At 68.7% G+C, this 19,094-nt stretch carries 22 protein-coding genes and 1 riboswitch; of the genes, 12 read left to right on the top strand and 10 right to left on the bottom strand.

Annotated features, from left to right (window positions below):
- Positions 1 to 20 precede the first annotated feature (20 nt).
- From RHOFW104R8_RS14530 to RHOFW104R8_RS14505, 6 genes are all read right to left on the bottom strand, one after another.
- Positions 21 to 1,940: a GldG family protein gene (locus RHOFW104R8_RS14530; RefSeq protein WP_068096991.1), complete on the bottom strand. Its 1,920-nt coding sequence runs from the start codon at positions 1,938 to 1,940 to the stop codon at positions 21 to 23.
- Positions 1,941 to 1,944: 4 nt separating this feature from the next.
- A complete protein-coding gene (locus RHOFW104R8_RS14525) occupies positions 1,945 to 2,679 on the bottom strand; it encodes an ABC transporter permease subunit (protein WP_068096994.1) in 735 nt (244 codons plus the stop codon).
- Positions 2,676 to 3,617: an ABC transporter ATP-binding protein gene (locus RHOFW104R8_RS14520; protein ID WP_068096998.1), complete on the bottom strand. Its 942-nt coding sequence runs from the start codon at positions 3,615 to 3,617 to the stop codon at positions 2,676 to 2,678. Before RHOFW104R8_RS14520 ends, RHOFW104R8_RS14525 begins: the two co-directional genes overlap by 4 nt.
- A 181-nt stretch (positions 3,618 to 3,798) precedes the next feature.
- Positions 3,799 to 5,151 carry a polyketide cyclase gene (locus RHOFW104R8_RS14515; protein WP_068097001.1) on the bottom strand — a complete coding sequence of 451 codons (1,353 nt, stop codon included), beginning with the start codon at positions 5,149 to 5,151 and terminating at the stop codon, positions 3,799 to 3,801.
- 233 nt (positions 5,152 to 5,384) lie between these two features.
- Positions 5,385 to 6,026, bottom strand: a complete 642-nt coding sequence (locus RHOFW104R8_RS14510; RefSeq protein WP_068097004.1) for a response regulator transcription factor — start codon at positions 6,024 to 6,026, stop codon at positions 5,385 to 5,387.
- 105 nt (positions 6,027 to 6,131) lie between these two features.
- Positions 6,132 to 7,355, bottom strand: coding sequence for a sensor histidine kinase (locus tag RHOFW104R8_RS14505; protein WP_068097007.1), 1,224 nt, complete (start codon positions 7,353 to 7,355; stop codon positions 6,132 to 6,134).
- Positions 7,356 to 7,547: 192 nt separating this feature from the next.
- Between RHOFW104R8_RS14505 and RHOFW104R8_RS14500 the strand changes: the two genes are divergently transcribed.
- From RHOFW104R8_RS14500 to RHOFW104R8_RS14480, 6 genes are all read left to right on the top strand, one after another.
- Positions 7,548 to 8,168, top strand: coding sequence for a GNAT family N-acetyltransferase (locus RHOFW104R8_RS14500; protein ID WP_068097010.1), 621 nt, complete (start codon positions 7,548 to 7,550; stop codon positions 8,166 to 8,168).
- Positions 8,165 to 8,428: a hypothetical protein gene (locus RHOFW104R8_RS17485; RefSeq protein WP_153021761.1), complete on the top strand. Its 264-nt coding sequence runs from the start codon at positions 8,165 to 8,167 to the stop codon at positions 8,426 to 8,428. The genes RHOFW104R8_RS14500 and RHOFW104R8_RS17485 overlap by 4 nt, the downstream gene beginning before the upstream one ends.
- On the top strand, positions 8,425 to 9,201 hold the full coding sequence (gene minC / locus RHOFW104R8_RS14495; protein WP_068097013.1) for a septum site-determining protein MinC: 777 nt from the start codon (positions 8,425 to 8,427) through the stop codon (positions 9,199 to 9,201). Before RHOFW104R8_RS17485 ends, minC begins: the two co-directional genes overlap by 4 nt.
- A 37-nt stretch (positions 9,202 to 9,238) precedes the next feature.
- Positions 9,239 to 10,054, top strand: a complete 816-nt coding sequence (gene minD / locus RHOFW104R8_RS14490; RefSeq protein ID WP_068097016.1) for a septum site-determining protein MinD — start codon at positions 9,239 to 9,241, stop codon at positions 10,052 to 10,054.
- A 5-nt stretch (positions 10,055 to 10,059) separates the two neighbouring features.
- Entirely contained in the window at positions 10,060 to 10,356 is a 297-nt protein-coding gene (gene minE, locus RHOFW104R8_RS14485) for a cell division topological specificity factor MinE (protein ID WP_068097018.1), read from the top strand.
- Positions 10,357 to 10,447: 91 nt separating this feature from the next.
- Positions 10,448 to 10,951 (top strand): hypothetical protein, encoded by a 504-nt coding sequence (locus RHOFW104R8_RS14480; RefSeq protein ID WP_068097021.1) that lies wholly within the window; start codon positions 10,448 to 10,450, stop codon positions 10,949 to 10,951.
- Here the strand turns inward: RHOFW104R8_RS14480 and RHOFW104R8_RS14475 are convergent.
- From RHOFW104R8_RS14475 to RHOFW104R8_RS14465, 3 genes are all read right to left on the bottom strand, one after another.
- Positions 10,917 to 11,195, bottom strand: coding sequence for a ChaB family protein (locus tag RHOFW104R8_RS14475; RefSeq protein WP_068097023.1), 279 nt, complete (start codon positions 11,193 to 11,195; stop codon positions 10,917 to 10,919). The two genes, RHOFW104R8_RS14480 and RHOFW104R8_RS14475, sit on opposite strands and share 35 nt — an antisense overlap.
- Positions 11,196 to 11,326: 131 nt before the next feature.
- Positions 11,327 to 11,788: a carboxymuconolactone decarboxylase family protein gene (locus RHOFW104R8_RS14470; RefSeq protein ID WP_068097027.1), complete on the bottom strand. Its 462-nt coding sequence runs from the start codon at positions 11,786 to 11,788 to the stop codon at positions 11,327 to 11,329.
- A 34-nt stretch (positions 11,789 to 11,822) separates the two neighbouring features.
- A complete protein-coding gene (locus RHOFW104R8_RS14465) occupies positions 11,823 to 12,662 on the bottom strand; it encodes an isocitrate lyase/phosphoenolpyruvate mutase family protein (RefSeq protein ID WP_068097030.1) in 840 nt (279 codons plus the stop codon).
- A gap of 138 nt (positions 12,663 to 12,800) precedes the next feature.
- Here RHOFW104R8_RS14465 and RHOFW104R8_RS14460 point away from each other — a divergent pair, with 138 nt between their 5' ends.
- Both RHOFW104R8_RS14460 and RHOFW104R8_RS14455 read left to right on the top strand, forming a co-directional pair.
- Positions 12,801 to 14,561 (top strand): DUF885 domain-containing protein, encoded by a 1,761-nt coding sequence (locus RHOFW104R8_RS14460; RefSeq protein ID WP_068097032.1) that lies wholly within the window; start codon positions 12,801 to 12,803, stop codon positions 14,559 to 14,561.
- 109 nt (positions 14,562 to 14,670) lie between these two features.
- Positions 14,671 to 15,804 carry a DUF2235 domain-containing protein gene (locus RHOFW104R8_RS14455; protein ID WP_068097035.1) on the top strand — a complete coding sequence of 378 codons (1,134 nt, stop codon included), beginning with the start codon at positions 14,671 to 14,673 and terminating at the stop codon, positions 15,802 to 15,804.
- Between the two features lie 13 nt (positions 15,805 to 15,817).
- Here RHOFW104R8_RS14455 and RHOFW104R8_RS14450 read toward each other — a convergent pair whose 3' ends face one another.
- Complete coding sequence (locus tag RHOFW104R8_RS14450; protein WP_407071450.1) at positions 15,818 to 16,237, bottom strand: hypothetical protein; 420 nt, start codon at positions 16,235 to 16,237, stop codon at positions 15,818 to 15,820.
- Positions 16,238 to 16,430: 193 nt separating this feature from the next.
- Positions 16,431 to 16,534: riboswitch (Fluoride riboswitch) on the top strand.
- A gap of 69 nt (positions 16,535 to 16,603) precedes the next feature.
- Here RHOFW104R8_RS14450 and crcB point away from each other — a divergent pair.
- The 4 genes from crcB (at position 16,604) to RHOFW104R8_RS14430 (ending at position 18,961) form a co-directional block, all read left to right on the top strand.
- Positions 16,604 to 16,990, top strand: a complete 387-nt coding sequence (crcB, locus tag RHOFW104R8_RS14445; RefSeq protein WP_068097037.1) for a fluoride efflux transporter CrcB — start codon at positions 16,604 to 16,606, stop codon at positions 16,988 to 16,990.
- Positions 16,991 to 17,004: 14 nt separating this feature from the next.
- Complete coding sequence (locus RHOFW104R8_RS14440) at positions 17,005 to 17,343, top strand: DUF190 domain-containing protein (RefSeq protein WP_068097039.1); 339 nt, start codon at positions 17,005 to 17,007, stop codon at positions 17,341 to 17,343.
- Positions 17,344 to 17,376: 33 nt separating this feature from the next.
- Positions 17,377 to 18,495 (top strand): cyclopropane fatty acyl phospholipid synthase, encoded by a 1,119-nt coding sequence (gene cfa, locus RHOFW104R8_RS14435; protein WP_068097042.1) that lies wholly within the window; start codon positions 17,377 to 17,379, stop codon positions 18,493 to 18,495.
- Positions 18,496 to 18,571: 76 nt separating this feature from the next.
- Entirely contained in the window at positions 18,572 to 18,961 is a 390-nt protein-coding gene (locus RHOFW104R8_RS14430) for a YciI family protein (protein ID WP_068097045.1), read from the top strand.
- Positions 18,962 to 19,094: the final 133 nt, after the last annotated feature.

The following is a 19,094-nucleotide window of genomic DNA, read 5'->3' as shown; positions in this document are numbered from 1 at the left end:
CTTGTGACAGATTGCCGCCTTCACCGGCGCCGGCGGCTGTAGCGGGTGCGCCGCCAGCCGTACAGCAGGCCGACCAGCACCACCAGCGCCGGCACCAGCACGATGTTGATGAACTTGACGCGCAGGCCCAGCGCGTCGATCTCGGCGTTGAGCTGGTGCTGCACGTCGCGCAATTCCTTGTTGATCGCCAGCTGGCGCTGGCGGAACTGCTCGATCTCGCGCCGTTGCTCGGCGGTGGCGGCGCTGCCGTGGCTGCCCTTGGCCGGCTGCAGTTCGTCCAGCCGGCGCCGGGTGTCGGCCAGCTCCTGCTCCAGCTCATGTTCCTTCTGCAGGAATTTCTGGTCGGCCACGTTGCGCAGCGCCTGCACCCGGGTGAACGGCCGCTGCGAGGTGGAACGGCCGCGGATCGACAGCAGCGCCGAGGAGCCGCTGAGGTTGTCCACCAGGTTGGTGGCGAAATCCCCGTTGTTGGCGAAGATCCGCATCATCGTCTGGCCGAGGATGGTCTGCGGCTCCACCCACAGCCGGTCGCTGAGCAGGTCGGTGTCGGCGACCAGGATCACCTCGGCGTCCGGCGCCGACCTGGCCCGATGGCCGGGCGTGGCGGCGCGCTCGGGGAACGCGCTCTCGAACGTGCCGCGCAGGCGCGCCGCCAGCACGTAGTGGGCGTTGTCCGGCTTGTAGCCCTGCAGCAGCGAGCTGGGATCGCTGCTCGCGTCCAGCACCCGCTGGGTCGGCACCACCTCGGCCTCGGCGCTGCTCTGCAGCAGCGGGATCAGCCGCGCGTGCGCATCCGCAACCAGGTCGAAGTAGCCCGCGGTGGACACGTTGATCCGCTGCAGGCTGGCGGTGACCGCGTCGTTGCGATTGAGCTCCTGCGTACCGAGGTCGAGCATGGCCGGGTGGTTGAGGCTGTTGCCGGCCAGTTCGATCTGCAGCGCGCGGGCTCGGTCCAGCACGATCTTGTGCGGGTCGTATGCCACGCCCCATGCCTTGAACAGCCGCGGCAGGTCGGAGGCGTGGTCCGGGAACGTGATGCTGTCGGGCGCGTAGGGCGAGGCGTCGAGTTCCGCGTCGGGATCGACGAACACCGCCAGGTGGCCGCCACGCAGCACGTACTGGTCGATCGCGTACTGCGCATCGGGCGGCAGCCGCTTGGGGTGGATCAGCAGCAGTACCCCGACATTGTCGTCGACGGTGCGCAGTTTCGCCGGGTCCAGCATCTTCACGTCGAACAGCTGGCCCAGTTGCTGCAGCACCGCCCACGGCTGCTCGCCGAGCACCGGGTTGCCGTCGACCGGCAGCGAGCTGATCACGCCGACCACCGGCTTGCTGGCCTGGTTCAGCTCGTACAGCAGCCGGGCGATGTCGTATTCGAGGAAGGCCTCGCGCGCCGGGTCGAAGAACGCGATCGCCAGCGTCTTGTCCGACACGCGCTCGTCGCCGCCTTCGCTGCTGTCGGCGCTGCCCGACATCGCGCTGCCGGCCAGCCCGAAGAACACCCGCTCGCCGTTGCTGCCGCCATTGGCCGCGGTCAGGCCGCTGCCTTCGGCGCTGGCCTCGTCGTCGGAATACGGCACCGGGTCGATGATCTGCAGGCGGATGCGGCCGTGCGAGCGCGCCACCATCTCCTGCAGCATCTCGCGCACGCGCTGCTCGTAGCTGCGCAGTTGCGGCAGGTCGCGGGTGGCGTGCTCGGAAAAGTACAGGGTCAACCGCAGCGGCCGCTGCAGCGTGTCGACGATGTGCAGCGTGCCCGGCGTCAGCGTGTACAGCTTGTCGGTGGTGAGGTCGATCCGCGACCCGTGCAGCCAGCGGCTGCTGGCCAGGACCAGCGGCACGAACACCAGCACCAGCAGCGCCAGCGCGACGTACAGCCGGCCGCGCCGGGTCAGGTGCAGCGGGGTGGCGAACAGCTGGCGCATGCGCGAACGGGGCATCGGGTCAGCGCGCCCGTTTCAGGTCGAGCAGCAGCACGCCGGCAGCCAGCCAGCCGAGCGTGCTGAGCAGGAAGTACAGCAGGTCGCGGATGTCCAGCACGCCGCGCGCGATCGCCTCGAAGTGCCGCAGCATGGACAGATGCGCCACCGCGTTGATCAGCTTGCGCGGCAAGGTGCCCGAGAAGAAATCCTGCACCTGCGGCTGGCCGACCAGGATCAGCAGCACGCACACCAGCGCGGTAAGGATGAACGCCACCACCTGGCTGCGGGTCAGCGCGGACAGGCAGGCGCCGATCGCGATGAAGCTGCCGGCCATCAGCCAGCTGCCGAGGTAGCCGGCCAGGATCACGCCGTTGTCCGGCGAACCCAGGTAATTGACCGTGATCCAGATCGGGAACGTCAGCACCAGCGCCAGTCCGATGAACAGCCACGCGGCGAGGAACTTGCCGAGCATCGCCTGCCACAGCGCCAGCGGCAGGGTCAGCAGCAGCTCCAGCGTGCCGCCCTTGGCCTCCTCCGCCCACATGCGCATGGTGATCGCCGGCACCAGGATCAGGTACAGCCATGGATGCATCGTGAAGAACGGCTGCAGGTCGGCCTGGCCGCGCTCGTAGAAGTCGCCCGCGTAGAACGTGAGGATGCCGGCCAGCACCAGGAAGATCACCAGGAACACGTACGCCACCGGCGTCACGAAATAGCTGCGCAGCTCGCGCCGCAACACCGCGTTGAGCGGGCTCATGCGTGCCCTCCCGCGACATCGCCGCCGGTGGTGATCTGGCGGAACACCTCGTCGAGCCGGCCGCGCTCGAGCTGGATCTCCGACACCTCCAGGCCCTGCTCGCGCAGCAGCTTCTCGACCGGCTCCAGGATCCGCGCGCCCGGTTTCGGAAACACCGTGATGCGGCCGTCCAGCGGGTCGACCTCGATCGCCGCCACCTGCGCCAGGCGGCCCAGCATCTCCTGCGACATGCCGCTGCCCGGCGCGCTGAACGACACCGCGCCGTGATAGCGCGAGCGCGCCTCCAGCTCGGCCGGGGTGGCATCCGCCAGCAGCTTGCCGCGGGCGATGATCACCACCCGGTTGCACAGCGCGTGCACTTCCTCCAGCAGGTGCGTGGAGATCAGGATGGTGCGGTCGCGCGCCATCACGTCGATCAGCTGGCGCACCGCGTGCTTCTGGTTCGGGTCGAGGCCGTCGGTGGGCTCGTCCAGCATCAGCACCGGCGGATCGTGCAGGATCGCCTGGGCCAGCCCGACCCGCCGGCGCAGGCCCTTCGACAGCGTGTCGATGCACAGCCCCAGCACTTCCTCCAGCTGCAGCTGCTGCACCACCGCGTCGTAGCGCCGGTAACCGGCCTCGGCCTTGAGCCCGCGCATGCGCACGATGAACTGCAGGAACTCGCGCACCGTCATCTCGCCGTAGCTGGGGGCGCCTTCGGGCAGGTAGCCCAGCGCACGCTTCGCCTGCAGCGGCTCGCGGCTGACATCGTGCCCGCACACCCGCGCGGCGCCCGAGGTGGGCACCAGGAACCCGGCGATCATGCGCATCGCGGTGGACTTGCCGGCGCCGTTGGGACCGAGCAGGCCCAGCACCTGGCCCGGCTCGACGCGAATGCTCAGCGCGTCCACCGCGGTCAGGTTGCCATAGCGTCGGGTGAGCTGGTCGGTTTCGATCATGTCCGCTGGTGGGCTGTGACGGGGCGTCGCGTCGAACGCACGGGTCCGGTGGGTGGCGGCGCGGATCGCCCTGCAATGTACCGCAAGACACCGGCAAAGTTCGGTGCCGGGCGCATCGCCCGAAAAGGAAAGGCCCCTCCTGGACGGAAGGGCCTTTCGTCGTGCGACCACCGCGCCCGGCTTACTTGCCGGCGCTGGCCGCCTTGGCCGGCGCCGCGGCGCTGCCGGCCGGCGCCGGTGCCGCAGCTGCCGGCGCACCCTCGAGGCTCGGCGGCTGCAGGCCGGCTTCCTGCTCGGGGGTCTTTTCCGGCGCATTGCTGATCGGCAGGTACACCGCGTACTTCGCATAGGTGGTGATGTTGCCGCCGGCGTCCTTCACTTCCGGCGTCAGGACGACGTCGTACGGGCGGTTGACCACGTCGTCGAACTTGTAGCCATGGGTCTGTGCATAGGCCTTGAGCATGTCGCGGGTCTGCGGCACGCCGGCGAAGGTGCCGTTCCAGATGCCCTTCAGCGCAGCGCCGCCGAAGGCCAGCGTGGCGCGCACGTTGCCGTCCACCACCAGGCGACCATAGCGGTCACGGCTGCCGACGGCGACGTTGCTGTCCACGGCAGCCGTGCTGCCTGCGGTGGCCGGTGCGGCGGCGTCGAGCGACGGCGGAGCGGCCGCGGTCAGCTGCACAGCCTGGCCGTTGACAGTCAGCGTGCTGGAGTCGATCGGATACGCCACGTCGAAGCTGAAGGTCTGGTCGCCGTAGTTGGTGGTGATCAGGATCCGCGAGCCGGTGACGTGCACGCCCAGCTTCTTGGCGGCGGCCTGAACCTCGGTGTTCGCCTTGGCGACGGCGTCGTCGACCGCCTCGATGCCGTTCTTGCGCTCGATCGAGGTGGACACCATCAGCACCGGCGTCGGCTGGGTCTGCTCGATGTACGGGATCAGCTGGCTGTAGTCGATGTTCGGCACGCCGGCCAGCACGTTCTGCAGGTTGTTCAGGCTGAACTGGATGAACGCGTCGGGATCGCCGTGGATGTACAGGTTGGCGAAGCGGTTGATCAGGTTCCAGCCGTACGAGACGTCATACGACCAGGTCACCTGGGTCAGCTGTCCACGGCTGCCCTGGCGCTCCAGGTCCAGCGTGAAATGCTTGTCCAGGCCGCGCCAGTTGTTGTCCAGGTTCCAGACGATGCTGGCGCTCTTGGTGTTGCCGTCGATCTTGTCGAACTCCGGCGTGGCGCTGGCGATGGTCAGGCCGCCGTTGCCGAGCTTGGCGTCGGAGCTGGTCCAGCTGACCTCGGCGCCGGGGCCGTAGGACTTGCCGGAGAAGCTGAACTGGACGTTCGGGTCGAGCGAGCGCAGCACCGCGTAATCCGGCAGCCGGCGGTAGTTGTCGAGCACGTCATAGACCTGGCGCATGTCCTTGCCGATGACCAGCTGGCGCTCCACATGACCGCTGCCGGGCATGACCACAGCTGCCAGGACACCGATCAACGCAACGATGACCAGGGCAACAAGAAATTCAAAGACACGCATCATTCCAGAGTTCTCCGAAGCGTCTTTACGCCATACCTGAAGTGTCGCCCCGGCCGCCACACAGACCTGCCGGGGGGAAATGTCCGGGGGTCGTGGCGGGGGGTCGGCAAACGCCGAAGCAACGGATGTTACTTGCTCGCGGGCTGGAACGCCATCGGCCCGCGTCGACGGCTTCGCAGGGCCCGAAACGGGCCGCGGCAAGCCCGCGGATGGCCGGAACGCGGCCCCCGGCCGGCTCAGACGATGCCCATCTCCAGCGCCTTCAGCACGGCGCGCGTGCGGTCGCGCACGCCCAGCTTGGAGAGGATGTTGGAGACGTGGTTCTTCACCGTACCCTCGGCGACTTTCAGCGAGTTGGCGATTTCCTTGTTGCTGTAGCCGCCGGACAGCAGGCGCAGGATTTCGGTCTCGCGCTCGGTCAGCGGGTCGGGCTGCTCCAGGCTGGTGAACTGGTTCTGCATCCGCGCCACCCCGGCCATCAGGCGCTGGGTGACCATCGGCGCCACCAGCGAGCCGCCGCCGGCCACCGTGCGCACGGCCTCGACCAGCTGCTCCAGCGAGACATCCTTCAGCAGGTAGCCGCGCGCCCCGGCCTTGAGGCCCTGCAGCACCAGCTGGTCGTCGTCGAAGGTGGTCAGGATGATCGTCGGCGGCAGCTCGTTGCGGGCGGACAGCGCCTGCAGCACTTCCAGCCCGCTCATGTTCGGCATGCGCAGATCCAGCAGCACCACATCGGGCTTGATCCGCGGGATGTCGGCCACCGCCTGGGTGCCGTCGGCGCACTCGGCCACCACGCGGATGTCCTCGGCCAGGTCCAGCAGCGAGCGGACGCCCTGGCGCACCAGATTCTGGTCGTCGACGAGACAAACGGAAATCATCGCGGATCCTCGGGCAAACATGACTTAAGGAAGTGATGCTGACAGCCGGCGGGCCGGGCCGCTGCCGACACCGGCGCATTTTCGCACGCCGCGCGGCCGCCAAGACTACGACACATTCAGCGCCGGCGGCTCAAACCGGGTCGGCGCGTGCGCCAGCGCGGCGTGCTCGCCCAGCGGCAGCCGCACGGTCAGCGCGAAACCCCGGCTCAGGCCGGTGTCCAGCGTCACGCTGCCGCCGAATTCGGCCAGCCGCTCGCGCATGCCGGCCAGCCCGTTGCCCGGCTCGACCTGCTCGGCGCCGCGGCCGTCGTCGCGCGCGTGCAGGCCGATCAGGTCGTCCCCGGCGTAGGCGAAATTGAGCCACAGGTTGCGCGCGCCGGCGTGCCGGGCGGTATTGGTGATGATCTCCTGCGCGCAGCGCAGCAGCACCTGCGCGCGGCGCGGGTCCTCCACGCTGAAACGCGGCGGCATCACCACGTGCACGCTCAGGCCGGGCACGCCTTCGGCGAGGCTGCGCAGTGCCTGGGTCAGGTCGATCGCGTCGTCCTGGCGCAACTCGCTGACCACCTCGCGCACGTCGGCCAGCAGCAGCTTGGCCGTGCTCTGCGCCTTGCGCACATGCGCATCGGCCGCCTCGTTGGTGAGGTGGCTGGCCACTTCCAGGTTCAGGCTCAACGCGGTCAGGTGATGGCCGATCAGGTCGTGCAGGTCGCGCGCGATGCGCATGCGCTCGGCGATCCGGCTGGATTCGGCCAGCAGCGCGCGGGTGGCCCGCAACTCGGCATTGAGCCGGCGCTGCACCTCGCGCTGCTCGGCCTGCTGGCTGGCCACGGTCGAGGTGATGAACACCAGCACCGAGATGCCCAGGTAGATGCTGGCCTGCAGGAAACCCAGCGCGACGCTGTGGTCGTACTCGGGGAACGTGGCGAAGACCGCCACCAGGCTCAGGTGCTGCAGCACCAGCCAGGACACCGCCAGCCAGAACGGCAGCAGCCACGGCAGCACCAGCGAGGCGACCACCATTAGCATCGCCGACAGGCCGCTGTGGCTGTACCAGCCCACCGCCACCGCCGCCGCGGTCATCAGGGCCAGCCCCAGCAGCTTCAGCACCGGGTAGCGGCGCGAGCCGAGGTTGCTGGTCAGCAGCCAGTACATCAGGCCGAAGATCAGGTAGCACAGCGTCCACAGCAGCAGCGAGAAGTTCGGCCGCTGCAGCTGGTTCAGCCGTTCGGTGGCCCAGTTGGTGATCAGCGGCGTGCCCACCGACAGGTAGGTGAAGAAGCCCGCGTAGCGGAGCAGGCGGATGTGGTTGAAGAAAGGCCAGCGCATGGCGGCATCATTGGCTTAACGCACATTCCGCGCAATGCGCGGGAAGTCATGGCCGCGGAGCCGCCCGCGGCTTTACGAAGCTTTTACATGTGCCCTTGCGAGATGTAAGGACCCCCGGCCGCATGTCATAATGGGCCATTGCGCGAGGCCGCCGGTCGACCTTGTCCCGATTCCACCATTGCGGAGCAACGAATGGCCCTTGCCATCCGCGACGTGCGCGAGCACGACCTGGATGCCGTACTGGCGCTCAACAACGCCGCCGGTCGCTCCATCCTCGCCCTCGATACCGCCCAGTTGCGCTACTTCTACGAGCACGCCGAGTATTTCCGCGTGGCCGAGATCGACGGCCACCTGGCCGGGTTCCTGATCGCGCTGCGCGAGGGCGGCGATTACGACAGCCCGAACTACCGCTGGTTCGCCGAACACTACCCGCAATTCGTCTACATCGACCGCATCGCGATCGCGAACGCCTACCGCCGCCACGGCCTGGGCCGCATCTTCTACTGCGACGTGCACAGCTACGCCGAGGTGCGCGTGCCGCTGCTGACCTGCGAGGTGTTCCTGGAGCCGCGCGACGACGTGGTGGTGCTGTTCCACGGCACCTATGGCTTCCAGGAAGTCGGCCAGCAGCGGATGGGCGAAGCCGGCCCGCAGGTCAGCCTGCTGGCCCGCGACCTGCCCAGCTACGCCTACGTGCGCGATACCTGGCTCGAGCACGGCGGCCTGCCCGACGTGCCCTGGCTGGCCGAGCGCGAACGCCCTTTCCTGCATGACTCCACCCCGCGCCGCCTCGCCGGAGAGCGGCGCCCATGAATGAGAGCCTGCTTTCATATTCCAAGTACCTCGCGTTGCGTCTGCGCGGCCGCCAGGTGGTAGTGCGCGGCGCAGCGCCTGACTGGCCGTCAGGTCAAGCCGCGCGCTGCCGCATGGCGGCCGCTCAGGCGCAACCCGAAGGGCAGGGTCTGTTTGCCCGCATGGCCGCGTCATCACTCAGTCGTGTATCGGCATACACTCCTTCGCTCTTTCTTGCCCTGCGGGCAAACAGCTCCCGGCGCGAGGCACTTGGAATATGAAAGCAGGCTCTGCAACAGATGTCGCCGACGCCTGCGACCTGCGCTTCGGCCAGGTCGGCATTGCCTGCGTGCGCGTGCGCCGGGTCGACGCCGCCGCGTTGTGCGACGAACTCGAGCGCCGTGTGCGCGCCGCCCCGCAGATGTTCGCCCGCGCCGCGGTGGTGCTGGACCTGAGCCATCTGCTCAACCTGCCCGACGACGGCGCCGTCGACGCGCTGCTTGAGGCGGTGCGCAGCGCCGGCATGCTGCCGGTGGGCCTGGCCTACGGCACCAGCGAGACCGAGGCGCTGGCCAGGCGCATGGGCCTGCCGCTGATCGCCAAGTTCCGTGCCGCCTATGAGCCGGCCCAGAGCGGCCCGCTCGCCGCCGAACCCGCCCCGCGCGCCGAGCCCGCCCCGGCGGTGCAGCGCGAGCCGATCCTGTCCGCGCCGCCGCCCGGCAGCATGCAGGGCGCCCTGCACCATGCCGGTTCGGTGCGCTCGGGCCAGCAGGTCTATGCGCGCGACCGCGACCTGATCGTCACCGGCGCCGTCGCCAACGGCGCCGAGGTGATCGCCGACGGCAACATCCACATCTACGGCGGCCTGCGCGGCCGCGCCATGGCCGGCGCGCAGGGCGACGGCAAGGCGCGCATCTTCGTCTCCGACTTCCGTGCCGAACTGGTGGCGATCGCCGGGCAATACCGGGTATTCGAACAGATCCCCCGCGACCTCGAGGGCCGGTCCGTGCAATGCTGGCTCGAAGGCGACAAGCTGTTGATCGCCAGGCTGTAACCACCTACAACAAGAACAATCATGCGGAGATGGGCCCTTGACTGCTGAGATTATCGTTGTCACCTCCGGCAAAGGCGGCGTCGGCAAGACGACGACCAGCGCCTCCCTCGCCACCGGTCTGGCCATGGCCGGCAAGAAGGTCGCCGTGATCGACTTCGACGTCGGCCTGCGCAACCTCGACCTGATCATGGGCTGCGAGCGGCGCGTGGTGTACGACTTCGTCAACGTCGTCCACGGCGAAGCCACGCTGAAGCAGGCGCTGATCAAGGACAAGCGCCACGACAACCTGTTCGTGCTGGCCGCCAGCCAGACCCGCGACAAGGACGCGCTGACCCAGGAAGGCGTCGAGAAGGTGCTCGACGGCCTGTCCGAGGACGGCTTCGACTACGTCGTCTGCGACTCCCCGGCCGGCATCGAGAAGGGCGCCCACCTGGCGATGTACTTCGCCGACCACGCGGTGGTGGTGGTCAATCCCGAGGTTTCCTCGGTGCGCGACTCCGACCGCATCCTCGGCCTGCTCGCCAGCAAGACCCGGCGCGCGGAGAAGGATGAGAGCCCGGTCACCCAGCACCTGCTGCTGACCCGCTACAACCCGGCACGCGTGGCGATCGGCGAGATGCTCAGCGTGAAGGACGTCGAGGAGATCCTCGGCATCGAGGTGGTCGGCGTGATCCCCGAGTCGGAGAACGTGCTGACCGCTTCCAACAACGGCATCCCGGTGATCGTCGATGCCACGTCACAGGCCGGCCAGGCCTACAGCGACACCGTGGCCCGCATCCTCGGCGAAGAGCGCCCCCTGCGCTTCATCGACGTGCCCAAGAAGGGCTTCCTGCAGCGCGTGTTCGGAGGTTGATCGCGATGGGTATCCTTGATTTCCTGAAGCGCAAGCCCGAGGCCACCGCCACGGTGGCACGGGAACGCCTGCGCATCATCGTGGCCCAGGAGCGCTCCACCCGCGGCGCGCCGGACTACCTGCCGATGATGCGCAACGAACTGCTCGAAGTGATCAAGAAATACGTTCACGTCGACCTCGACGCGATCAGCATCAACTTCGAGCGCGACAGCGGCCACGAAATCCTCGAGCTTTCGGTCACCCTGCCGGAAGGCAAGCAGTCCGCCAAGAGCGAAACCAAGGGCGAAGCCAAGACCGGCTGAGCCCCGCGCTTCCGGTCGTTTTCGGCCTGGCGGCCCGGCGTCGCCCGGCCTCCTTTCCCACCGAAACCACCTGCGCCCGCCGCGCTCGCCCATGCACTCCGACACCCCTCCTGCCTCCGGCGACCCGGCCAGCACCGTGCTGCGCGTGGGCCAGATCGGCTTCGAGGCGCCCGCCGCCCTGCTCGTCCGCTTCGGCCTGCAGCTCCGGCGCGTGCCCGCCGGCGAGCCGATTCCCGGCAGCTTCTGGGGCGACCAGGAGGCCGGCATCATCGGCACCACCGTCTACGCCCGCGACGACACCCCGGTGCACTCGCTGCTGCACGAGGCCGGCCACCTGATCGTGCTGCCGCCGGAAAGACGTCCAGACGTCCATACCGATGCCACCGACTCGATCGAGGAAGAGGACGCCACCTGCTGCCTGCAGATCGTGCTGGCCGACGAACTGCCCGGTGTCGGCAGCGCACGGCTGATGGCCGACATGGATGCCTGGGGCTACACGTTCCGGCTCGGCTCGGCCCGCGCGTGGTTCGAGCAGGACGCGGAGAACGCCCGGGCTTTCCTCAAGGCGCGCGGCCTACCTCACGCTGCGTCCTGACGGCTCCCGATTCCGGCTGCTTCGCGTGCCAGTCGCCGTCTCCGCCCTTGCTGTACTTCTTCCTCACCGCCGCCCAGGCCACCTTATGCGCAACCTCCTCGTGCGACTCCTCGCCGCGGCGCTGGTGGCGGTCGGCGTACTCCTTCCAGGCGTTGTTGAACGCTTCCTTGTAGATCTCCTGCGCATGCTGCGGCAGGTGGCCGCAGACGCTGTCGGGCAGTTCGCTGATGGTGCGGTATGGCATGGCGACTCTCCGGCGGAAACGAGGCCCCACCTTGGCAACCACGTGGTCCAGCCATCGCCAAGGCCGCATCGCCGCCGCGTGAACGCGCCGCCGGCATTCAGCTCCAGCGGCGCGAAGTCCCGCGCCGGCGCTCAGCCCGCGGATTTCGGCCGATAGCTGCCCACGTCCGCGCGAAAACCGATCGCCAGGCGATTCCAGCCGTTGATCGTGATGATGGCCAGGGTGAGGTCGACCATCGCCTTGTCGTCGAAATGCGCGCGCACCTCGTCGTACAGCGCATCGGGCAACTCGTTCGCGGACACCAGGGTGACCGCCTCGGCCCAGGCCAGCGCGGCACGCTCGCGCGCCGAGTAGAACGGCGCCTCGCGCCACGCCGCCAATACGTGCAGGCGCTGCTCGGTCTCGCCGGCGGCGCGCGCGTCCTTGCTGTGCATGTCCAGGCAGTACGCGCAACCGTTGATCTGCGACACGCGCATCTTCACCAGCTCGATCAGCGAATGCTCCAGGCCCGAGCCGTGCACATACGTTTCCAGGCCCAGCATGGCCTTCAGGCCATTGGGTGCCGCCTTGCGATAATCGATACGCTTGCTCATTGCAGACTCCTCGGTGACAAACTGCATGCGTCGCTCAGGCCGACTCGAACAGCCGCTGCGCGTCCGCGTAGGTGAAACCCGCTGCCAGGCCGTCGAAGCGGCCGCTTTCCTGCATGGCGACCGCCGCCCGGTCGACCGCCGCCAGCGCCAGCGTGGCGAAACGCGTGGCCGTGCTGACGCGGGCGACGCCGAGCCGCGTAAGCTCGGCCAGGCCCGGCACGCCGGGGCCGGCGGCCACGTTGACCGGCGCATCGATCGCCTGCACCAGCGCCGCCAGCGTGGCACCATCGGCAAGTCCGATCGGGTAGATGCAATCCGCGCCCGCGGCCAGGTACGCCTTTGCGCGCTGCACCGCGTCGGCCAGGCGCGGCGCGGCGGCGCCTTCCTCGTGCTGCATCCAGTTGTCCACCCGCGCGTTGATCACGATCGGCACGCCGGCGGCATCCGCCGCCTCGCGTGCCGCCCGCACCCGCGCGGCAGCGACGGCCGGGGGCCGCAACGCGCCGTGGCCCGGCGCGCCGTCCTCGATATTGACGCCGACGGCGCCGGCCGCGATCACCGCACGCACGGTGGCGGCCACCTGCGCCGGCGTCTCGCCATAGCCGGTCTCGATGTCCGCCGTCACCGGCAGGTCGACCACCCGCGTCATCCGCGCGATCGCCGCCAGCACCTCGGCCAGCGGCGCCCGTTCGCCATCGGCATAACCGAGCGACCAGGCCATGCCGGCGCTGGTGGTGGCGATCGCGGCAAACCCGCGGCGCGCGAACAGCCGCGCACTGCCTGCATCCCAGGCGTTCGGCAACAGCAGGATCGTCGAGCGATCGTGCATCCTGCGCAGCGCCTGCGCCCGGTCGACCTGCACCTGCTTGTCCATCCTTCCGGCCCTGGCCCGCCGACGGCGGCGAAACACGAAGCGTACGCCGCTTGCGCTCCATGTGAAAACCACAGAAGAATGACCGCCTCCAACGCCGGCGCCGCCGGGCCCGCGACACATCCCCGACAGAGAACAATCATGGCCAGAACCGCGCGCATCCTGATCGGCCTCGTCGCCGCGCTTACGCTGGGCAGTGCCACTGCGGCCGCCGCCGACAGCGCCGCCGCGGACCAGGCCTTCATGCACCTGGCCGACGGCTACTTCGACAGCTACTACTTCCCGGCCAACCCCTCCACTGCCACCATCGACGGCATCCACGCCTACGACGACAAGCTCGAGGGCTACTCGCGCGCTGACATCGAGGCCAACGTCAAGGCGCTCAGGCAATGGGAGCGGCGCGTGGCGGCAGTCGATCCCGCGCCGCTGGGCGAACGCACACGCGGGGACCGCGAGCTGGTGCTGAACAACATCCGCAGCACCCTGCTGACGCTGGAGACGATCCGTCCGTGGCAGAAGAACCCGGACATCTATTCCAGCGGCATCACCAGCAGCGCGTTCACCCTGATGGAGCGCAAGTTCGCCCCGCCGGAAACCCGCCTGCGCGCACTGATCGCGCGCGAGCGGCTGATGCCGGCGGTGCTCGACGCGGCGCGCCGGAATCTCGACAACCCGCCGAAGGTCTACGTGCAGATCGCGCTGGAGCAACTGCCCGGACTGGAGCAGTTCTTCCGGAGCGACGTGCCGGCGGCCTTCGCCACGGTCACCGACGCCGAGCTGAAGCGGCAGTTCGCCGCCAGCAACGCCGCCGTGATCAAGGCGCTCGAGGATTACCAGGCATGGCTGAAGAGCGACGTGCTGCCGGGCGCGCACGGCGATTTCCGCATCGGCGCCGCCGCGTTCCGCGACAAGCTGAAGTACGACGAGATGGTCACCCTGCCGCTGGACCGGCTGCTCGCCATCGACATGGCCGACCTGCGCCGGAACCAGCGCCGCTTCGCCGAGGTGGCCCACCAGCTCGACCCGGCCAAGACTCCGCGCCAGGTGCTCGCCGAACTCGGCTCCGACTACCCGCCCCCGGACAAGCTCCTCGACAGCTTCCGCGCCACCTTCGACCACCTGACCGCCTTCATCCGGCAGAAGCGGATCATCACGATTCCCTCGGACGTGCGGCCGATCGTGGAGGAAACCCCGCCGTTCATGCGTGCCACCACGTTCGCCTCGATGGACACGCCCGGGCCGTACGAGACCGTCGCCAAGGAGGCCTACTTCAACGTCACCCTGCCCGAGCCCGGCTGGAGCAGCCAGCGCACGCAGGAGTTCATGGCGCAGTTCAACTACCCGGTGATCAGCTCCGTCGCCACCCACGAGGCCTATCCAGGCCACTACATCCAGTTCCTGTGGATGCAGCGCCTCGATGACCGCGTGCGCAAGCTGCTCGGCGCCAACACCAACGTCGAGGGCTGGGCGCACTACTGCGAGCAGATGATGCTGGACGAGGGACTGGCGCAGTTCGAGTTCCCGCACGACCGCCGCCAGCAGCTGCTGCTGCGGCTCGGCCAGCTGCAGGATGCCCTGCTGCGCAACGCGCGCTTCGTGGTCGGCATCAAGCTGCACACCGGCCAGATGACGATGGACCAGGCGATCGACTTCTTCGTCAACGAGGGTTACCAGTCGCGCGCGGTCGGCGAGGTCGAGACCAAGCGCGGCACGGCCGACCCCACCTACCTGTACTACACGCTGGGCAAGCTGCAGATCCTGAAGCTGCGCGCCGACCTCGAGGCGCGGCAGGGCAAGGACTTCAACCTGACGGCGTTCCACGACGGCTTCATGCAGCAGGGTTTCGCGCCGATCGGCATCGTGCGCCGGGCGATGCTGCACGACGACTCGCCCACCCTGTAGGGATACCGCCGCCCCGGTCACGGTTGCCGCCGATGCCGTTCGCGGCACTGGCCGTGCGCGGCAGCACGGCCTAGAGTCGGTGTAGACGAACCAGACGACGGAGGGCGCCATGGCCACGCGCAGGCTCGTGCTGCTGTTCGACGGCACCTGGAACAAGCCCGAATCGAACACCAACGTGGAACGCCTGCGCCGGCTGGTGGCGCCGCGCGACGACGACGGCAACGCGCAGCTGGTCAACTACATCCCCGGCGTGGGCGTGAAGCCCGGCGTGGCCCACCTGCTCGGCGGCGCGTTCGGCTACGGCCTGTCCGGCAACGTGCTCGATGGCTACCGCTGGCTGTGCGAGACCTGGCAGCCCGGCGACCTGCTCTACCTGTTCGGCTTCAGCCGCGGCGCCTACACCGCGCGCAGCCTGGGCGGGCTGATCCGCAAGTGCGGCCTGCTCCGCGGCAACGCCCGCGGCAGCGTGGCCAGGGCCGACGTCGCCGCCGCCTACGCGTTCTACCGCGACACCGGCAGCAAGCCCGATGATCCGGCCGCGGTGGCATTCCGCGCCAGCCATTCGGTCGTGATCGACATCCACTTCATCGGCGTGTGGGATACCGTCGGCTCGCTCGGCATCCCCGGCACCGCCTCGTGGTTTCCCTATGCGCGCAAGCGCTACCAGTTCCACGACACCGAACTCAGCAAGATCGTGAAATACGCCTACCAGGCGCTGGCGCTGGACGAGCACCGCGCCGACTTCGCGCCCACGGTGTGGACGCGCAACCCGTACACGGTGAAGCCCGGCGAGACGCTGACCTCGAAGAAGCTCGAGCAGATCGAGATCGAACAGCGCTGGTTCATCGGCTCGCACGCCGACGTCGGCGGCGGCAACGCGCGCGACGGCGCCGGCCGCCGGCCCGACCCGCTGCCCGACCTGCCGCTGGCGTGGCTGCAGCGCAAGGCGATCGACGCCGGCCTAGGCTGCAGCGAACTGCTGCTGCCCACGGCCGACGCCGACAGCGGCGTGCCGCGCAACTCGTACAGGGAGTTCATGGACGGCATCTACAAGGAGTTCAAGCCGCCGTTCGACCGCCTGCTGGGCACTGGCGTCAACGAGAAGATCGACGCCTCGGTGTGGCAGCGCTGGCTCGCCGACGGCAGCTACCGTTCGCCGCCGCTGGTCCGGGCGCTGGCCGATGCCTCGGTGCTGATACCGGCGGATTCGGTGCTGCCCGTCGCGCCGCCCGCGCCGGCCTGACCCGGCCCCTTTGTCAGCGCGGTTCGGCGATCTCCGCCTGCATCGCCGCCGTCCCGGTGTCGGCCAGCGGCCGCTCCAGCGGCCGGCGCGTGACGCAGTGATACCACCACCACGCCAGCACGCCGGCCAGGGTCAACGCCGACGCGCCCAGCGCCAGGTGCAGCATGCTCGCCGACAGCAGCGGCGACATCACCCCGGCCACGAAACTGCACAGCATCAGGCTGGCGAACGCCTGTACCGAGGAAATCCCGCCGCGATGGTGCGGGAAGCGATCCAGCAGCAGCAGCGTGAGGGTTGGGAACGCCAGCTGCACGCCGATGCCGTGCAGGATCAGCGGCAGCATCGACCACGGCAGCCGCGGCACGGGGAGCAGCAGCGCGAGCAGCAGGTGCGCCGCGCACGCCAGCAGCATCACCGCGTAGCCCAGGCTCACCGTGAACTTCGCGCTTTGCCGCATCGATCGAGAACGGCCCGATCATCGACAGCGCGGCCAGCAACCAGGGCAGGCTGCGGCGCACGGGACGATGGGCTGGGCTCATGGCGGCACGGTTGCTGCGAGGGGCCGCGCAGTATAGGGCCGCCACGCACGGCCACGCTTGACGATCGACCGGCCCGATCCATTAGGATGGCCGCTCGGAGATGGCATGCCTCCCGTTCCGGCACCTTCGGATGCGCCGGGACAAACCGCTACTCGTGATCCCGCGTTGAAGCTGATGATGCCTGCACCTCCGGTTCCCGGCGGCGCAGGCATGCCTGCCGCCGCGGCAGCCGGACACTTTCACTGTCGGGAGGCACGCACGTGGGCTTGAACGGATTTGTGGCAATCGGCATCGGCGGCGCCCTGGGCTGCTGGCTGCGCTGGGGGCTGGGCGTGCTGCTCAATCCCGTCTTCCCCACCCTGCCGCTGGGCACGCTGGCGGCGAACCTCGCCGGCGGCCTGCTGATGGGCTGCGTGATGGGCCTGTTCGACCACTTCCAGGCGCTGTCACCGGCGCTGCGGCTGTTCGTGCTCACCGGCTTCCTCGGCGGGCTGACCACGTTCTCCACCTTCTCGGCCGAGTCGGCCACCTTGCTGCTGCGCCAGCAATACCTGTGGTTCAGCGGCCACGTGGCCGTGCACGTGGCCGGCTCGCTGGCGATGACCGTGCTCGGCATCGCCCTCACCCGCAGCCTGTTGCGCCACTGAGCCGGGAGCACCGCATGAACCAGGAAACCCTGCAGCACGGCGTGCACCTGTACTTCTACTGCCACTCGCGCGCGAAGCACGACGGCATGCTGCTGTCCGAGTGGCTGCTGGAACAGGCCAGGGCGCACGGCCTTGGCGGCGGCTCGGTGTTCCGCGCGATCGCCGGCTTCGGCCGGCATGGCGTGCTGCACGAGGAGCAGTTCTTCGAGCTGGCCGACGACCTGCCGGTGAAGGTCGAGTTCCTGCTGCGCGAAGAGCAGGCCGAGCTGCTGCTGCAACTGGTGCGCGGCGCCAACGTCGACGCGACGTATGCACGTTCGCCAGCAAGCTTTGCCGTGCTCGGCCACCACTGACCGCCGCGATTCCACCCACCGCGAGAACGACGCATGAGCCAGGACGACCTGAAAAATCGCGCCAGTGAACTGCTCGAACAAGCCGGCATCCGCATCAACGGCGATGCTCCGACCGACCTGCGCGTGCATGACGAGCGCCTGTATGCGCGCGTGTTCGCGCACGGTTCGCTGGGCTTGGGCGAAGCCTACATGGACGGCTGGTGGGACGCCGACGACCTGCCCGCGATGTGCACCCGCCTGCTCACGGTCGGGCTGGACCAGGAACTGAAGACGCTCGACACCCTGCTCGCCCACCTCAAGGCGCGCTTCATCAACCTGCAGCGCGGCGAGCGCGCGTTCGAGATCGGCAAGGCCCACTACGACCTCGGCAACGACCTGTTCCACGCCATGCTGGGCAAACGCCTGGTGTATTCCTGCGGCTACTGGGCCAAGGCCGACAACCTCGACGACGCGCAAGCGGCCAAGCTCGACCTGGTCTGCCGCAAGCTGCAGCTGAAGACCGGCCAGCGCGTGCTCGACATCGGCTGCGGCTGGGGCGAGGCGCTGAAGTACGCGGCCGAACGCTACGGCGTCGAGGGAGTCGGCATCACCGTATCGCAGCAGCAGGCCGACTACGCGCGCGAGCTGTGCGCCGGCCTGCCGATCGAGATCCGCCTGCAGGACTACCGCGAGGTCGACGAACAATTCGACGCGGTATATTCGATCGGCATGTTCGAACACGTCGGCGGCAAGAACTACCGCACCTACTTCGAAACCGTGCGCCGCTGCCTGAAGGACGGCGGCCTGTCGCTGCTGCACTGCATCGGCAGCAACGGCGCGCCGGCGCAGCCCGATCCGTGGATCGAGAAGTACATCTTCCCGAACTCGATGATCCCCACTGCCGGCCAAATCGCCACCGCGCTGGAGGATCTGTTCGTGGTGGAGGACTGGCACAACTTCGGCGTCGACTACGACCGCACCCTCACCGCCTGGCGCGCCAACGTCGAAGCCGCCTGGCCCAGCCTGCCGGCCAGCTACGACGAACGCTTCCGCCGCATGTGGCGCTACTACCTCGCCGTCTCCGCCGCGGTGTTCCGCAGCCGCCGCGACCAGCTGTGGCAGCTCACCCTCAGCCCGCGCGGCGTGCCCGGCGGCTACCGCGTGCCGCGCTGAAGTCGCTGCTCGCTGGAGCCCGCTTTTTTGCGGCGTCGCATCCACCAGCACAATGCAAATCCCCCGGAAGCGCACCATGAACCAGGAAGAAGACCCACTCTCCGATTACCTCATCCTCTCCCGCGGCCAATGGGACAAGGACGCCTCGCGCGAAGATATCCAGGGCGCGATCGACCGGTTCTACGCGTGGTACGACCGGCTGGTGAGCGAGGGCAGGATCGGGCCCGGGCATCGGCTGGCGCGCGAAGGCAAGCTGGTGTCGCGGCAGGCGACCACGGACGGCCCGTTTGCGGAAGCCAAGGAAGCGGTCGGCGGTTACTGGTTCATCCGCGCGAGCAGCCTGGAGGAAGCGGCGCGCATCGCGGCGGAAAACCCATGCCTGGCCCATGGCCTGGCCTGCGAGGTGCGGCCGCTCGACCCGACGCGCGCCAGCGCATTCGCATTGACCAACGAAACCCCGACGTAAGCCTGTGCGAACGACGCGGTGTTGGCTGCAGGCCTTCCCCGCTCGGGAAAAAGCGAGCAGGCTCACTCGAACCCAAGCACCACGAACCCTCCCTAGTGTGGTGTCTCACAACTAAATGCAAGATATTTTAGAT

The organism is Rhodanobacter sp. FW104-R8 (assembly GCF_001617365.1).
In the GTDB taxonomy this organism is placed as follows: Bacteria; Pseudomonadota; Gammaproteobacteria; order Xanthomonadales; family Rhodanobacteraceae; genus Rhodanobacter.
Note: the sequence above shows the minus strand (reverse complement) of the source record. Positions and strands in the feature narration are given on the sequence as shown.

What these genes read in the sequence shown, in the direction of transcription:
- RHOFW104R8_RS14525 (WP_068096994.1), bottom strand. Translation starts at nt 2,679, where the DNA reads ATGAGCCCGCTCAACGCGGTGTTGCGGCGCGAGCTGCGCAGCTATTTC.
- RHOFW104R8_RS14520 (WP_068096998.1), bottom strand. Translation starts at nt 3,617, where the DNA reads ATGATCGAAACCGACCAGCTCACCCGACGCTATGGCAACCTGACCGCG.
- RHOFW104R8_RS14430 (WP_068097045.1), top strand. Translation starts at nt 18,572, where the DNA reads ATGAACCAGGAAGAAGACCCACTCTCCGATTACCTCATCCTCTCCCGC.
- RHOFW104R8_RS14465 (WP_068097030.1), bottom strand. Translation starts at nt 12,662, where the DNA reads ATGGACAAGCAGGTGCAGGTCGACCGGGCGCAGGCGCTGCGCAGGATG.
- RHOFW104R8_RS14515 (WP_068097001.1), bottom strand. Translation starts at nt 5,151, where the DNA reads ATGATGCGTGTCTTTGAATTTCTTGTTGCCCTGGTCATCGTTGCGTTG.
- cfa (WP_068097042.1), top strand. Translation starts at nt 17,377, where the DNA reads ATGAGCCAGGACGACCTGAAAAATCGCGCCAGTGAACTGCTCGAACAA.
- minE (WP_068097018.1), top strand. Translation starts at nt 10,060, where the DNA reads ATGGGTATCCTTGATTTCCTGAAGCGCAAGCCCGAGGCCACCGCCACG.
- RHOFW104R8_RS14530 (WP_068096991.1), bottom strand. Translation starts at nt 1,940, where the DNA reads ATGCCCCGTTCGCGCATGCGCCAGCTGTTCGCCACCCCGCTGCACCTG.
- RHOFW104R8_RS14500 (WP_068097010.1), top strand. Translation starts at nt 7,548, where the DNA reads ATGGCCCTTGCCATCCGCGACGTGCGCGAGCACGACCTGGATGCCGTA.
- RHOFW104R8_RS14510 (WP_068097004.1), bottom strand. Translation starts at nt 6,026, where the DNA reads ATGATTTCCGTTTGTCTCGTCGACGACCAGAATCTGGTGCGCCAGGGC.
- RHOFW104R8_RS14480 (WP_068097021.1), top strand. Translation starts at nt 10,448, where the DNA reads ATGCACTCCGACACCCCTCCTGCCTCCGGCGACCCGGCCAGCACCGTG.
- RHOFW104R8_RS14475 (WP_068097023.1), bottom strand. Translation starts at nt 11,195, where the DNA reads ATGCCATACCGCACCATCAGCGAACTGCCCGACAGCGTCTGCGGCCAC.
- RHOFW104R8_RS14505 (WP_068097007.1), bottom strand. Translation starts at nt 7,355, where the DNA reads ATGCGCTGGCCTTTCTTCAACCACATCCGCCTGCTCCGCTACGCGGGC.
- minC (WP_068097013.1), top strand. Translation starts at nt 8,425, where the DNA reads ATGAAAGCAGGCTCTGCAACAGATGTCGCCGACGCCTGCGACCTGCGC.
- RHOFW104R8_RS14455 (WP_068097035.1), top strand. Translation starts at nt 14,671, where the DNA reads ATGGCCACGCGCAGGCTCGTGCTGCTGTTCGACGGCACCTGGAACAAG.
- RHOFW104R8_RS14470 (WP_068097027.1), bottom strand. Translation starts at nt 11,788, where the DNA reads ATGAGCAAGCGTATCGATTATCGCAAGGCGGCACCCAATGGCCTGAAG.
- RHOFW104R8_RS14440 (WP_068097039.1), top strand. Translation starts at nt 17,005, where the DNA reads ATGAACCAGGAAACCCTGCAGCACGGCGTGCACCTGTACTTCTACTGC.
- RHOFW104R8_RS17485 (WP_153021761.1), top strand. Translation starts at nt 8,165, where the DNA reads ATGAATGAGAGCCTGCTTTCATATTCCAAGTACCTCGCGTTGCGTCTG.
- RHOFW104R8_RS14460 (WP_068097032.1), top strand. Translation starts at nt 12,801, where the DNA reads ATGGCCAGAACCGCGCGCATCCTGATCGGCCTCGTCGCCGCGCTTACG.